The organism is Phenylobacterium sp., from assembly GCF_035569475.1.
Lineage (GTDB): Bacteria > Pseudomonadota > Alphaproteobacteria > Caulobacterales > Caulobacteraceae > Phenylobacterium.
Genome location: NZ_DATMNA010000085.1, coordinates 1 through 14,162 on the forward strand (window position 1 = coordinate 1; position 14,162 = coordinate 14,162).

General features: G+C 70.0%; 10 protein-coding genes. 4 read left to right on the top strand and 6 right to left on the bottom strand.

What is annotated here, in order from left to right; all coding sequences use genetic code 11:
• Positions 1-134 precede the first annotated feature (134 nt).
• Entirely contained in the window at positions 135-527 is a 393-nt protein-coding gene (locus tag VNW53_RS12695; RefSeq protein WP_325556049.1) for an NADH:ubiquinone oxidoreductase subunit NDUFA12, read from the bottom strand.
• A gap of 194 nt (positions 528-721) precedes the next feature.
• Between VNW53_RS12695 and VNW53_RS12700 the strand changes: the two genes are divergently transcribed.
• Together VNW53_RS12700 and VNW53_RS12705 are read left to right on the top strand one after the other, a co-directional pair.
• On the top strand, positions 722-3,178 hold the full coding sequence (locus VNW53_RS12700) for a ribonucleotide reductase (RefSeq protein WP_325556040.1): 2,457 nt from the start codon (positions 722-724) through the stop codon (positions 3,176-3,178).
• 116 nt (positions 3,179-3,294) lie between these two features.
• Positions 3,295-4,203: a pentapeptide repeat-containing protein gene (locus VNW53_RS12705; protein ID WP_325556041.1), complete on the top strand. Its 909-nt coding sequence runs from the start codon at positions 3,295-3,297 to the stop codon at positions 4,201-4,203.
• Here the strand turns inward: VNW53_RS12705 and aspS are convergent.
• From aspS to VNW53_RS12730, 5 genes are all read right to left on the bottom strand, one after another.
• Positions 4,200-5,978 (bottom strand): aspartate--tRNA ligase, encoded by a 1,779-nt coding sequence (aspS, locus tag VNW53_RS12710; protein WP_325556042.1) that lies wholly within the window; start codon positions 5,976-5,978, stop codon positions 4,200-4,202. The genes VNW53_RS12705 and aspS overlap by 4 nt on opposite strands.
• Positions 5,979-6,207: 229 nt before the next feature.
• Positions 6,208-7,566, bottom strand: a complete 1,359-nt coding sequence (locus tag VNW53_RS12715) for a serine hydrolase domain-containing protein (protein ID WP_325556043.1) — start codon at positions 7,564-7,566, stop codon at positions 6,208-6,210.
• Between the two features lie 479 nt (positions 7,567-8,045).
• Positions 8,046-10,388 (bottom strand): TonB-dependent receptor, encoded by a 2,343-nt coding sequence (locus tag VNW53_RS12720; RefSeq protein WP_325556044.1) that lies wholly within the window; start codon positions 10,386-10,388, stop codon positions 8,046-8,048.
• A gap of 57 nt (positions 10,389-10,445) precedes the next feature.
• The gene (locus VNW53_RS12725; protein ID WP_325556045.1) at positions 10,446-11,450 is read right to left on the bottom strand and encodes a FecR family protein; all 1,005 of its coding nucleotides are present in this window, start codon (positions 11,448-11,450) and stop codon (positions 10,446-10,448) included.
• Between the two features lie 109 nt (positions 11,451-11,559).
• Entirely contained in the window at positions 11,560-12,105 is a 546-nt protein-coding gene (locus VNW53_RS12730; protein WP_325556046.1) for an RNA polymerase sigma factor, read from the bottom strand.
• Between the two features lie 185 nt (positions 12,106-12,290).
• Here VNW53_RS12730 and VNW53_RS12735 point away from each other — a divergent pair, with 185 nt between their 5' ends.
• On the top strand, positions 12,291-13,247 hold the full coding sequence (locus tag VNW53_RS12735) for a hypothetical protein (protein ID WP_325556047.1): 957 nt from the start codon (positions 12,291-12,293) through the stop codon (positions 13,245-13,247).
• 168 nt (positions 13,248-13,415) lie between these two features.
• On the top strand, positions 13,416-14,162 hold a 747-nt coding region (locus VNW53_RS12740), incomplete at its 3' end, for an NF038122 family metalloprotease (RefSeq protein ID WP_325556048.1).

Below are 14,162 nucleotides of genomic sequence, written 5' to 3' on the forward strand. Positions count from 1 at the left end.
CGGGGCGGGAGGCGGCGGCGGAGCCGACTGCGGGGGTTGGGCGGCGGCGGCCAGTCCGGCCACGACGATCCCGGCCACCAAAGCCAGACGGAACAGCGCGCGCGATGTCGGGCGGGAGGACAGCGGACCTGGCCCTATTTCGGAACCCAGGCCTCGTAGTCGCCGGTGGCCTTCGGCCGCTCGCCCCCGCGCGAGATCGCGCCCGGCGGACGATAGGCGTGGATGGTGCCGGTGAGGTTCGGCAGGTGGTCCTTTTCCCAGGACTTGATCTTGAACGGCTCCACCGTCGGCGGCTCGTCGAAGGTGTAGTGCAGCCAGCCATGCCACTCGGCCGCCACCTTCGAGGCGTCGGCGTAGCCCTGGTAGATCACCCAGCGGCGCTTGCGCCCGTCATAGCTGTCGGAGTTGTCGCGGGCCTCGAAGTAGCGGTTGCCGCCCTCGTCCTGGCCGACATAGACGCCGCGGCGGCCGATATGGAAGCGCGCGCCGATCGTGGCGCCGTTCCACCAGGTGAAGATCGACTTCAGGAAATTCAGCACAGGGCGATGTCTCTGGGAGGGGCGAGTGAGCGGCCGGACTATAGGCGGGGCGATTTGGAGCGTCCAGCGCTGCGCCCGGCCACCCTCGCCTGCAAGATATTGGGGATGAACCCATTCGCGACCGCAACATCTATTGATCGCGCCTGCCGCAGCGCCCTAGGCTCGCCTAAGGGAGTCGTCGGATGGCGCGCGAAGCATCGCGGACGAGAATCGAGGCGCGGATCGTGGAGCGCGGCGGACGCTTCGTGGAAGCCCACGCGCCCGCGCACTGGACCAATGCGCGCCTCGACGCCTGGATTGACTGGGCGGAGGGCGAGACCGACCTGCCCCACGCCATCGCCGAGGCTGTCGAACAGCTCACCGTCCGCGCCCAGGCCAAGGGGCTGGTCAAGGACGTGCGCGCCCGCACCCGCTTTCGCGACGGCCTGACCGAGGCCCTGCTGGCCGGGACCCTTGCTATCGCCCTGCCGCCGGCGGCTGAGCCTACGCCCATCGCCGCCGCCGGCTCGCCGCAGATCGCCCAGGCCGTCGCGGCCCATCGGGGCCAGGCCCTGGCGCAGGCCGCCGCGATCGAACTCGGCCGGCGGCTGCAGGCGGTGATCGACGCGGTCCTGCGCTGCGAGGGCGACCGCGAGGCCTGCGCCGACCCGCAGGCCAACCCCAGCCTCGCCCGCGCCGCCGAGGCCGCCCGCGCGGCGGGCGCCTCCGACGCCATGATCCTGGAAGCGGTGGCCCTGGCCCGCGCCGGGGAGAGCACCTGGGACGCCGAGCCGCCTGACGCCTCCGGCGGCCCGCGGCTGGTGGTCGTGGGTCCGGCCGACGCCGGCGTGGCCCAGGCGGCCTGGGCGACCGGCGCGGTGGTGCTGGCGCAGAGCCGCTCGACCGCCGAGGCCATCGCCGCGGCCGCCGCCGGCTGGCGCGGCGGCGTCGACCTGATGGGCTTCTGGTCGCCGGACGGATTCGACATCGACGCCTTCGAGGCCGCCACGGCCCTGCTCGCCGAGGCCCTGGCGGCGGCCGGCGACGGCCCGGCGCTGATCGGGCTGGCCGGCCTCGGCGAATGGCTGGTGGCGCACGGCCTCGACTACGACAGCGATGTAGGCCGGGAGACAGCCCGGGAACTCTACCTCGCCGCCGGCGCCGCCATCGAGGGCGCGGGCGCGGGCCTGGCCCTGTTCCGCGATCCCGAGCTGGAGCTGCGCCTGGGCGGCGGGCGGCTTTCCGGCGAGCCCTGGGCCGGGCCCGTCTCGTTCGCCGAAAGCGCCGACGGAGAGTCGATCCGCAGCTTGAGCGAGGCGGCTGCGCGGGGCCTGGCGCTGGCCGGCGTCGAGGCGGCCGAGGCGCACGCCCTGCTGCTGGGGCGCGCCGACCTCAGCGACGCGCCCGGCGTCAACCACGCCGCCCTGCTGGCCCGCGGCTTCACCGACCACGAGATCGCCGCGGTCGAGGCCGCCCTGCCCCTGGTCGGCCGCCTGCCCGCCGCCTTCAGCCCGGCGGTGATCGGCGAGGGCTTCCTGCGCGACGTGATGGGCGCCACGCCCGAACAGTTGGCCGACCCGCAGTTCGACCTGCTGGCGCTGATGGGCTTCACCGTCGCCGACGTGGCCGCCGCGGAAGGGCACGCCCTCGGCGGCGACAGCCTGGCCCAGGCGCCGTTCCTCACCCCGATCGCCCGCGGCGTTTTCCGCAGCGCCGCGGAACTGGGCGAGGCGCCCCGGCGAGTCATGGCCCAGGCGCTGGACCTGGCGCTGGGCGTTCCCAGGGTCGCCGAGGTGGAGCTGGCCTGGAACGCTACGCCCGCCGAAGTTCTGGCGGCCCTCAACGAGGCGACCGGGCCGGTCCTCGTCCGCCGCGCCTCGCCGCCGGCCGACCTCTCCCTGGACCTGCCCAACCTCGGCGAGCCTCGCCCCGCCCGCGCACCGGAGCCGGAGGCGCGCATCGTCGAGCGCGTGGTGGAGCGCGACCGCACGCGTCGCAAGCTGCCCGACCGGCGCAAGGGCTATATCCAGAAGGCCGCGGTGGGCGGCCACAAGGTCTACCTCCACACCGGCGAGTACGACGACGGCGAACTCGGCGAGATCTTCATCGACATGCACAAGGAAGGCGCCGCCTTCCGCTCGCTGATGAACAATTTCGCCATCGCGATCTCCATCGGCCTGCAGTACGGCGTGCCGCTGGACGAATTCGTCGACGCTTTCGTCTTCACCCGTTTCGAGCCTGCCGGGCCGGTGACCGGCAACGATACGGTCAGGTCGGCGACCTCGATCCTGGACTACATCTTCCGCGAACTGGGCGTCTCCTACCTGGGCCGCAAGGACCTGGCGACCGGCGATCCGGGCGAGCTCAATGCCGACGGCCTGGGCCGCGGCAAGGCCGAGGCGCTGGACGGCGAGCCTTTGGAGACCGAGGGGCCGCAACCGGCTTCGCGGTTCATTTCACGGGGCTTTTCGCGCGGGGCGGCGCCCGACAACCTGGTCTTCTTGCCCAGCGCCAACCGTGCGAGCGGCCCGGCCGCGCATGAGGCGGCCGATGTCTGCGCGGCCTGCGGCGATGTGGCCGTGGTCCGCAAGGGCGCGTCCCTGATCTGCGAGAGCTGCGGCGTCCGCGCGGGTCGATTGGGCGAGGATCTCGGCGCCTGAGGGATAGCCAGAGGATAGGCGCCGTCGCCTAAGCCCTTAACAATTACCGCGAATTAAGTGGCGTCCAAGGTTCCCCGCAGGCACATGGAACCTGCAAGTTCAAGGATAGCCGCCGCGTGGCCAAGACGACCTCACCCCTGCTGCTCGCATTGACGGCCCTGGCCCTCGCCGCCCCGATGGCGGCCCACGCGGGCGGCGGCGGGGACCGGGACATCCCGCGCTCGACCACCTTCGGCGGCGATTGTGTGAAGTGCGAGCTCTCCGGCCGTCGGCTGCACGGCGCCCACTTCATGAACGCCAATTTCTCCGGCGCCGCCCTGGTGGGCTCGGACCTGCGCGAGGCCCATTTCATCTCGTCGATCTTCGTCGGCGCCGATCTGACGCGCGCCGACCTGACCGACTCCCAGATCCTCGGCGTCAATTTCAGCAACGCCATCCTCACCCGTGCGAGGTTGCGCGACACCCAGGCCAGCGGCAGCATCTTCGCCGACGCCAACCTGTCGGGCGCCGACTTCACCGATTCCGCCGCCCAGGGCTCGAACTTCAACCAGGCCCAGATGGTCGGCGCGATCATGCGCAACACCGACCTGACGGGGGCCAACCTGAACAAGGTGGTCGCCCACGGCGCCGACTTCCACGACGCCACCCTCCGCGCCGCGAACCTCAGCTACGGGCGGTTCGAAAAGGCCCAGTTCCATGACGCGGTGCTCGAGTTCGCCGTGCTGATGGGCGGCAACTTCGACGGGGCGGACTTCAAGGACGCCGACCTGCACAGGACCCAGATCGGCGACGCCGACCTGTCGCACGCCCGCAACCTCACCCAGGACCAGCTCGACGACGCCTGCGCCAACAGCCGCACGCGGGTCCCGAGCGGCCTGACCGCCAAGCCCTGCTCCGGCTCGGTGCACATCCCGATGCCGCACATCCACGTGACGATCCCCGCGCCGCCGGCCCCGCCGGCGCCCCCCGCGCCGCCCGGCCCCTATCGCTACATCGTGACGTCGCCAGTGTGGGCCGCGCCCTAAGCCTTGATAGGCTGAGCGAGCCGGATATGCAGTTCTTTCAATTGCTTCTCGGAGACTTCTGAGGGTGCGTTCATCATCAGGTCCTGCCCCTGCTGGTTCAGCGGGAAGGCGATGACCTCGCGGATGGCCGTCTCGCCGGCCAGCAGCATGACGATGCGGTCGATGCCGGGGGCCAGGCCGCCGTGCGGCGGGGCCCCATGGCGGAAGGCGTTCAGCATGCCGCCGAACTGCTCCTCGACGACGTTCGGCCCATAGCCCGCGATCTCGAAGGCCTTCAGCATGATCTCCGGCAGGTGGTTCCGGATCGCGCCGGAGCACAGCTCATAGCCGTTGCAGACGATGTCGTACTGGTAGGCCAGGACGTCGAGCGGGTCCTTGGTGTTCAGGGCCTCCAGCTCGCCCTGCGGCATCGAGAAGGGGTTGTGGCTGAAGTCGACGTGGTGCGTCTCCTCGTTCATCTCGAACATCGGGAAGTCGACGATCCAGACGAATTCGAAGCGGTTCTCGTCGATCAGATTGAGGTCTGTGCCCACCTTTGTGCGCGCCGCGCCGGCGAACTTCGCGAAGCTCTTGGGGTCGCCGGCCACGAAGAAGGCGGCGTCGCCCTGCCCCATCCCGAGCTGGCCCATGGCCGCGGCGGTCTTCTCCGGGCCGAGGTTCTTGGCGATCGGGCCGCCCCAGCCGCCCTGGTCCTCGCTCCAGAAGATGTAGCCAAGGCCCGGCTGGCCCTCGCCCTGCGCCCAGCTATTCATGCGGTCGCAGAACGCTCTGGAGCCGCCCTTCGGCGCAGGGATCGCCCACACCGCGTTCCGGGCGTCCTCCAGGATGCGGGCGAAGAGGCCGAAGCCGCCGCCCCGGAAGTGCTCGGAGACGTCTTGCATGACGATCGGGTTGCGCAGGTCCGGCTTGTCGGTGCCGTACTTGGCGATCGACTCGCGGAACGGGATGCGCGGGAACGGGTACGGCGTCACCGGCTTGCCGTCGGCGAACTCCTCGAAGACGCCGTGCATGACCGGCTCGATGGCGGCGAACACGTCTTCCTGGGTGACGAAGCTCATCTCGACGTCGAGCTGGTAGAACTCGAGGCTCCGGTCGGCGCGCAGGTCCTCGTCACGGAAACACGGCGCGATCTGGAAATAGCGGTCGAAGCCGGAGACCATCAGCAATTGCTTGAACTGCTGGGGCGCCTGCGGCAGCGCGTAGAACTTGGTCGGGTGCAGGCGGGAAGGCACCAGGAAGTCCCGGGCCCCCTCCGGCGACGAGGCCGTCAGGATCGGCGTCTGGTACTCCAGGAAGCCCTGGCCGATCATCCGATTGCGGATCGAGTGGATGACCTTGGAGCGCAGCACGATATTGCGGTGCAGGGTCTCGCGGCGCAGGTCGAGGTGGCGATTCTTCAGCCGGATCTCTTCCGGGTAGTCCGGCTCGCCGAAGACCGGCAGCGGCAGCTCGGCGGCGGCCGACAGCAGCTCCACCTGGCGCACACGGATCTCGACCTCGCCGGTCGGCAGGTTCGGGTTCACGGTGTCGGGCGAGCGGGCCACCACCTCGCCGTCGATACGGATCACGCTCTCCGCGCGGATGTGCTCCACAAGGTCGAAACCGGGGGTTTCGGGCGAGAGCACCAGTTGGGTGAGGCCGTAGTGGTCGCGCAGGTCCACGAACATCAGCCCGCCGTGGTCGCGCTTACGGTGGATCCAGCCGGAAAGGCGGACCGTCTTGCCGGTGTCGGCGGCGCGAAGCGCGCCGCAGGTGTGGGTGCGGTAGGCGTGCATTTAGCTCAGGAAAACCGGCTGTTTTACGAGGCGCGGAAGGGCGCATGTAGGGGGGCGAAAGTCAAGGCGCGGGGCAATCCCTCCCCGTCATGGGGAGGGTGGCCGAACCCCGCGAGGTCGGGTGGGGAACTATTGGGTGGGAGCGCGTGCTCAGGGCTTGAACCGGACGTCCCCGCCCCGCCCGGCGCCGCCGGCTCGACCCTCCTCATGAAGAGGAGGGAAAAAGCCCCTACTTCTCCGGATGCAGCAACGCCTGGTAGGTCAAGGTCCGGGCCATGGTCCCCAGGTCGTCCCCGCCCGAGCCGCCCATCCGCTGGATCATGCCCACGAACAGCACGTCGTTGGTCGGGTCGATCCAGAACCAGGTGCCGGCCGCGCCGCCCCAGCTCATCGTGTTCCTGCCCTCCAGGGAGCCGGCCCGGCGCGGGTTCATGTCCACCTGGAAGTCGAGGCCGAAGCCGACCGCCTCGTTGAAGCGCAGCACGCTGGTGCCGTTGGTGTTCAGGAGCACGTTGCGCGGGATGACGTTGGTGTCCATCAGCTCGACCGAGGCCGGCGACAGGATGCGCACGCCGTCCAGCTCGCCCTTGTTGAGCATCATCTGGCAGAAGCGGGCGTAGTCCATGGTGGTCGAGGTCAGGCCGCCGCCGCCCGACTCCATCGCCGGCGGCTTCGAATAGTCCGGCATCTTGTTGCCGAAGAGTTCCTTGGCCTCGTGGATCTTGGTCTCGCCCTTTTCAGCGACGTAGACGGCGGCCAGGCGGTGGGCCTTGTCGGCGCCGGTGTAGAAGGCGGTATCCCTCATTTTCAGGGGCGCGAAGACGTTTTCCTGCAGGAACTGGCCCAGGGTTTTGCCGGTGAGCTTCTCGACGATGTAGCCCTGGATGTCGACGGCGCTGGAGTAGGACCAGTTGGTCCCCGGCTGGTACATCAGCGGGATCTCGGCGGTCCGCTCGATCATCTGGTGCAGGCCGGTCGCGCCCAGCACCTGGTTCTTTCGGTAGAGCTTGTCCACCGGATGCTCGTCGCCCAGGCCGTAGCCGAAGCCTGCGGTGTGGCTCATGATCTCCCGCATGGTCGGCGGGCGCTTCATGGGCTCGGTCTTGGTGATGTTCCCGTCCTTGTCGGCCTCGACCATCACCTTGAGGTTCTTGAACTCCGGCACATAGCGGGTGACCGGGTCGTCCAGGCGCCACTTGCCCTGTTCGAACAGGATCATCATGGCCACGCCGGTCAGGGGCTTGGACATGGAATAGATTCGGAAGATCTCGTCCTTCGGCATCGCCTGGCCGGTCTCGAGGCTGGTCTTGCCGTAGGTCTTGAACTCCACGACCTTGCCGTGACGCGCCAGCAGGGTCGTCATGCCGGCCACGCGGCCGTCGCTGACCACCTTGGCCATGTAGTCGTCGAGGGACTTGAGCCGCCTGGAGTCGAAGCCCACGGCCTCGGGCGCGGCGGTCGCCGAGAGGTCGCGGACGGCGGCGGCCTTGGCGGCCGGCTTGGCGGCCGGCGCATCGGCGGCGGCGCAGGCTCCGGCGACCAGCAGGGCCGCGGTCAGGGCCGTGGCGAAATAGGCGCGGCGATGCATGTCAGGTGTCCCCCTCGGATTATGCGGTTGAGCTTAGGGAGCGCCCGCGCCGGTGCAAGCCGCCATGCGTTTCGCGCACGTAACATGGGCCAGGCGCCTGGCCGGGTCTTGACGGAGCGGGTCTTGGAGGAGAATGCCCCGGCCGAGGTGTGACGGCTCCAGCCGGGGCGATATCTCGCGCCAGCGACTGGATGCTGGCGGGCCGATTACTCGGCCTTCAGACGTCGTGCGCAGAAGGCGGCCACGCCCGACCCCTACAGTCTAGCATCGCTCGACGGCTGCGCCAAATTTTCATGTGAGCAAGGCGGCACAGCGCGGCCCCGGACGTCTCTCCTCGTCAGGGCCGCGCAGGCCGGACGCAGCGTGGTTTGGGCTCGGGACACGCTACGTTGCCTAAGACCTGCACGCCCGGGGAGGCGTGAGGGTCGTAGCAGAGACGTCGCCGGCCCTGCCAATCCCTAGGTCGCGCGATCAAAAAATCAGTGCGACGCGAAAAGCGTGATCCCCAGCGTCCGCGGACGCTGCGGCGTCACCTGCTGGATCTGGGTGGGATTGAAGGGATTGCCGAAGGCGAAGGTGTCGTTGAAGGCGTTGGTCGGGTTGGTCAGGAAGACCTGCAGGCCGACCGCCTTGCGGCGAATCTCCACCAGCAGCTTGGTGCGCACATAACCGCCCATCTCCGGGAACCGGGTGTCGAAGTTCACCCGCGAGCGGCCGACATAGGTGGTCTCGCCCACCAGCCTGAGCTTCCAGTCGCCCCGCAGCGCCCGCTGGTAGGTCAGCACCCCGCCTCCGGACACCGCCGGCGCATCCGGCAGCCCGTTGACGATGGCGGAGGTGAAGATCGGATTGGCGTTGGTGATCCGCGTGCGGTCGAGGCGGCCGTTGAACTGGGCCGACAGGCTGTCGGAAATCTGGATCTGCGCCTCCGCCTCCAGGCCCAGGATGCCGGCGTCGCCGGCGTTGGTGGTGAAGGGGATGCCCGAGGGCCGGAACTGGTCGGTCTGGATGTTCTTCCACACGTCATAGAAGACCGCCGAATTGAGGGCCACGCGGTCGTGCCAAAACCGCATCTTGAGGCCCGCCTCGTAGTTGGTCAGCCGATCCGGCCCGAAGGTCTCCTGCTGGGGCGCCAGGGGCACCGCCCCGCCCGAGTTGACGCCGCCGGTGCGCAAGCCTTCGGACATCACCGCATAGATCAGGTCGCCGGCCGACAGCTCGCGCTGCACCGACAGCTTCGGTGCGAAGCCCTTGAAGGTCACGTCGCGGTCCAGGCTGCGCGGGTCGAACCGCTCGGACACCACGCTCGAGGTCGTGTGGGTATGGATGTCGAACGCCCGGCCGCCGACCGCCGCCAGCCAGCGCGGCGCGAAGGCCCAGGAGGCCTCGCCATAGGCCGCGATCTCGTTGATCCGGTCGCGCCGGTCGTCGCCGTAGACCGGCACGCCCTGCGGCACGAAGGAGAGCTGCGCCAGGAACTCGGTCGGCGAGTGCTCCTCGGTGTCGGAGCCGTAGACCCCCGCCAGCCATTGGAAGGGCCCGGCGCCGCGCGAGGTCAGGAAGGCGTCCTCCACGAACATCGTCACCCGCGCCTTCTCCGAATAGGCCGAGGTCTGGGCGTGGGAGGTGTAGAGGTCCTGGACCGCGGTGGCGTCGTAGAAGCTGGCGTATTCGTGGCGCACGAAGCCGCTGGTGGAGGTGAAGTCGCCCCAGCCCCACGACTTGCGGACGCTGACAGTGGCCAGGCCGATATCGTTGACGTGCGGCTCGGCGATCCGGTTGTCCCGGTTCAGGCCCAGGCCCGGCGTCGTGTACTGGGTGTCGTTCGAGCGCAGGTGCTGGGCCGCGATGGTCATCTCGACCGACCAGTCGCTCTGCGGCTGCAGGAGAAAGATCGAGCGCACGCCGCGCCGCTCGGTGCGGTTGGCGTCGTCCTTCTTGAGCACGATGTCGTTCAGATAACCGCCGTCCAGTTCGTCGTAGGCCGAGAGGCGAACGCCCACGGTGTCTCGCCAGACCGGCAGGTTGACATAGCCCTCGACGGCGCCGCTCGGGCCGCCGCTTTCGGTGAGCGAGCCGGTGGCGCGCAGCTCGGTGGAGAAGCGCCCCAGGTCGGGCTTGCGCGAGACGATGCGGTAGAGGCCGCTCAGGAACCCCGCGCCGAACAGGGTGCTCTGCGGACCGCGGGCGATCTCGACGCGCTCGACGTCCACCAGCCGCAGGTCGGGGTCCGGAGCGTTGTAGTTGATCGGCAGGTCGTCGAGATAGGTGGCGACGGTGGAGCGGGCGCGGCCCGTGTAGGCGCCGTCGGAGAGGCCGCGCAGCAGCAGCTTGTCGCGGCCGGGGCCCAGGTTGGTCGACAGGATGTCGAGTTGGGCCGCGCCCTCGGCGGCGTCGCTGGCGCCCGTGGCCTGCAGGTCCTGGCCGCTGACCGCGGTCATCGACACCGCCAGTTGCCGCGGGTCGCGGACCCGCTTGGTGGCGGTGACCAGCAGTTCGGAGACGGCCGGCGGCGAGGCCGGGGCCGCCGCGTTCCGCGCCAGGTCGCGGATCTCCACGGCGTCCGGGGCGATCATCTTCCAGGCGCAGGGCGCGCCGGAGAGCAGTTGGTCCAGAGCCTGTTGGACGGTCAGGGCGCCGGAGAGGGTCGTGCGCGAGACGGCGCCGTCGCAGGCGCCGGCGCCGATCAGGGTGACGTTGGCCTGCTGGGCCAGGTCGAGCAGGGCCTCTGAGAGGCGCTTGGGCTCGATGTGGAAGCGCACGCGCGGGACCGCCGCCTGGGCGGCGCCGCAAGCGCCCGACACCGCGACGGCGATGGCCATGCCGGCCGCAAATCCCCGACGCCCCAGTCTAGACAGCTTCGCCCCCGAATCTGGGCCTTACTTCCGAAGAAGGGTCAGCCCTTTGTCGGAAACTACCGTCCTGATCGGAAGCATCAAGCTCAGGCGCGACATCACCGCGCGCGGATTGTCGAGAACGATCACCCCGGTGATCGGCGTCTTGCCCAGTTCGGGGTCGGCGATCCGGGTCTGTTCGACGAACTGGCGGTTCAGGTCGGCGACCACTTCGGCCAGGGGCCGGTCGCGGTAGACCAGCCGCCCGGAGCGCCAGCTAAAGGTCTCCTGGGGATCGACCAGGCTCATCTGGGCGGCGCCCGAGGGCTCGATCTCCACCCGCTGGCCAGGGTCGAGGAAGATGGCGCGGCTGAGGGTCGCGGCGCCCTCTGAGCTGATCTCGACGCGGCCCTTGGCGACCGTGACGGTGACGTCGGCGCCGTGCTTGCGGACGTCGAACTGGGTCCCGACATCGCGCACCACCCGGCTCCCGGCATGCACCGTGAAGGGGCGGCGTTCGTCGTGCGCCACGTCGAAGATCGCCTGGCCCTCGGCGAGCGCCACGCGGCGTTCCGACCCCGAAAGGGTGATGCTGAGCCGGGTCTCGGCGTCGAGGTCGATGCCCGTGCCGTCGGCCAGCGCGACGTGCCGGTGCTGGCCCTTGGCCGTGACGAAGGTCTGCGCCTGCGGCGCGGTCAGGAAGCTCGGCATGACCGCCAGCGCCAGGCCTGCGGCCAGCGCCGCGCCGCCGGCGCCGATCCACCAGCCGGACGGCGGCGATCGCCGCGCCGTGCGAGGCGTCAGGGTCGCCAACGGCGCGGGCGGCAGGTCGAGGTCGGCGGTGTCGGCCAGCTCGGTCAGCACGTCCTGGGCGCGGGCGTCGAACTCGTGCCAGAGGCCGACCGCGTGGCGATAGGCCGCACGGTTGGCGGGGTCGGCGGACAGCCAGGCGTCGAAGGCCGCGCCATCGTCGCCGGCCGCCGCCGCCCCGGCGCCGAGGCGTGCGATCCAGGCGCCCGCCTGCGCCCTCGCTTCATCGTCTCGCGACACCGGACTGCTCATCGGCCTGCCCACCTGTCCGGCGCCGAACGCGCGGGACAGCCATGGAGACGTTGCCGACCCGACATATCCCTAGGTGGCCGCGTAAATTCCGTAGGCGTCATGACCGGAACCTCTCGGCCAGGCGGCGCATAGCCACGGCGATATGCTGTTCGACCATCTTCTGGGAGATCCCCATCAGCTCGGCGGTCTGGGCCTGGGAGCGGCCCTCGAGCTTGTGCAGGCGGAAGGCGCGGCCCATCTGCGGCGGCAGATCGGCGACCGCCTGGGCCAGCAGGCGCGCGCGGTCCTTTTCCATCAGCGCCTCGTCGGCGGCCGGTTCGGAGACCACGTCGACGCCGCCCAGGGTGACCCGCGTGTCCATCCGCCACTGGGCGTTGCGCCGCGAGGCGCGCTGGTCGGAGCGCACATGGTCGACCAGCAGGTTGGACGCCATGCGGTAGAGCAGCGCGGTCGGCGCCTGCACCGCCGCGTCGGCCGGCATGGCGGCGATCTTCAGGTAGAGGTCCTGCACAAGGTCCTCGGCGGTGGCCATGGAGCGGACGCGCGCGGCCAGGAACAGCACGAGGTTCTCGCGCTTCTCAAGGAAGGCCGCGAGCAGCGGCCCTGGCGCCGCGCGCCGCTCGGACGGCCCAGACGAGGCCAAACCATTCCCCCATTTCCCCGCCGCGATCTCGCGTCGCATCGCGAACGGCCAAGTCTGAGATATGGCGCGGGCCGGCGGATTAGCCAACCTTGTCGCGGTCCGCGAAGCCATCCGCGCCCGGCAAATATGTGCAGGTGCGCGGGCGCTCGGCGGCGCTAATATGCCATCGGGATGGGGAGCAGCGGATGATCGATCGGCGAAGCCTTCTCGCGGCGGCTGGAGCGGCCTTCGCGTGGCCGGCTGGCGCGAAGCCCACGCTCGCGCCTACCGACCTGACCGGCGTCTGGACCAACGCCTGGTACACCCGCCTGCAGCGGCCAAAGGCGTTCAAGGGCCTGGTCGTCACGCCCGCCGAGGCCGAGGCCTATGAGGCGCCGCGGCGCGCCCACAAGGGCGAGCTGATCTCCAAGCAGGACCTGCTTGGCCAGAACGAGAGCGAGTTCCCCGACAACGGCCCAGGCCTGGCGCGCATCCACGGCGAGATCCGCTCGTCCTGGATCGTCGATCCGCCGGATGGCCGCATCCCCTGGACCGACGAGGCGAAGAAGCGGCTTCCGATCATCGGGGAACCGCCGGACGTCTATGACAACGTCGAGGATCGCGACACCGACGAACGCTGCCTGACCACCACGGGCGGCTCGGCCCCGATCATCAACTCCCACGACGGCAATGTGGTGCAGATCGTCCAGACGCCGGGCTGGCTGGCCGTCGTCGGGGAGAAGAACCACGAGGCGCGCCTGATCCGCATCGCGGGCGCCGGCGAGCCGCAGCCGACGCCGGGCGCGGACCCGCGCCTGAGGGACTGGCAGGGCGAATCGGTCGGCCGCTGGGAGGGCGCCACCCTGGTCGTCGAGACCTATGGCCTGCGCGCCGGCGCCACCAAGATGGACGACAACCTCTACTTCTCGGAGCACACCCGCATCGTCGAGCGCTTCACGCGCTCCGCCCCGGACGAGATCGCCTACGGATTCACCGTCGAGGACCCGACCCTCTTCACCAGGGCCTGGCGCGCGGAGATGGTCTTCCGCACCGAGCCGCGCGGCATCTTCGAATACGCCTGCCACGAGGGGAACTACTCCCTCCCCGGCATCCTGCGCGCGGCGCGGGCGGCGGACGGCAAGGCGGCGGCGGGCGGGAAGTAGGGCCGCCCCACCTCGACGCCGCTTGCCCGCGGCCGCAACAAGCGGAGCCGTACGCGCCCAGGTCGCCGCCCACACGAAAACACGCCCTGCGCGAAGTCGTCGCATGTGCAAACGCTTCGATTCTGAAACATTGCCGCCGGCGGGGGGCCGCGCGTCAAAAGGTGAAAATTGCTCCAATTTCCAAGGCTTACGCCCCCTGCCCGGCTCCGGCCAACCCTCGCGGTCGGCGCCCTTGCCGCCACAATCGCCGCCGCGGCCGCCTCGCCCGCCGCGGCCCTGACGATCATCCCGAACTTCGACAGCAGCGTCACCGGCCTCGCCAACGCCGCGGCCGTGGAGAGCGCCTTCCGCACCGTGGCGAACGACTACGCCTCGGTGTTCAGCAACCCGGTGACCGTCAATATCGGCGTGAGCTGGGGCTCGGTGGCCGGCCAGGCCCTGCCCTCCAATGCGGTCGGCGCCAGCAGCGACAACCTCTACGGCTATTTCAGCTACGGCCAGGTGCGCAACGACCTGGTCAACAGTTCGCGGAGCAACCCGTCCGACACCGCCCTGGGGTCGGCCGTGAAGTACCTGCCGGCCGGCGCGCCCGCGGGCCCCGCCAACTATGTGATCCCCTCCGCGGAGGCCAAGGCGCTGGGGCTCGTGTCGGGCAATTCCGGCGCCGTCGACGGCTATATCGGCTTCGCCGGCGCGACCTCCGGCTATGACTTCAACCCGGCGGACGGCGTGACCGCCGGCGCGTTCGATTTCGAGGCCGTCGCGGCCCACGAGATCGCCGAGGTGCTGGGCCGCATCGGGGGCGTGGACAATCCGAGCGTGCCGTGGCGCACCCCCTACGACCTCTACCGCTACAGCGGCCCCGGCAAGCTGGACTACGGCTACAACGACGCGGCCTACTTCAGCATCAACGGC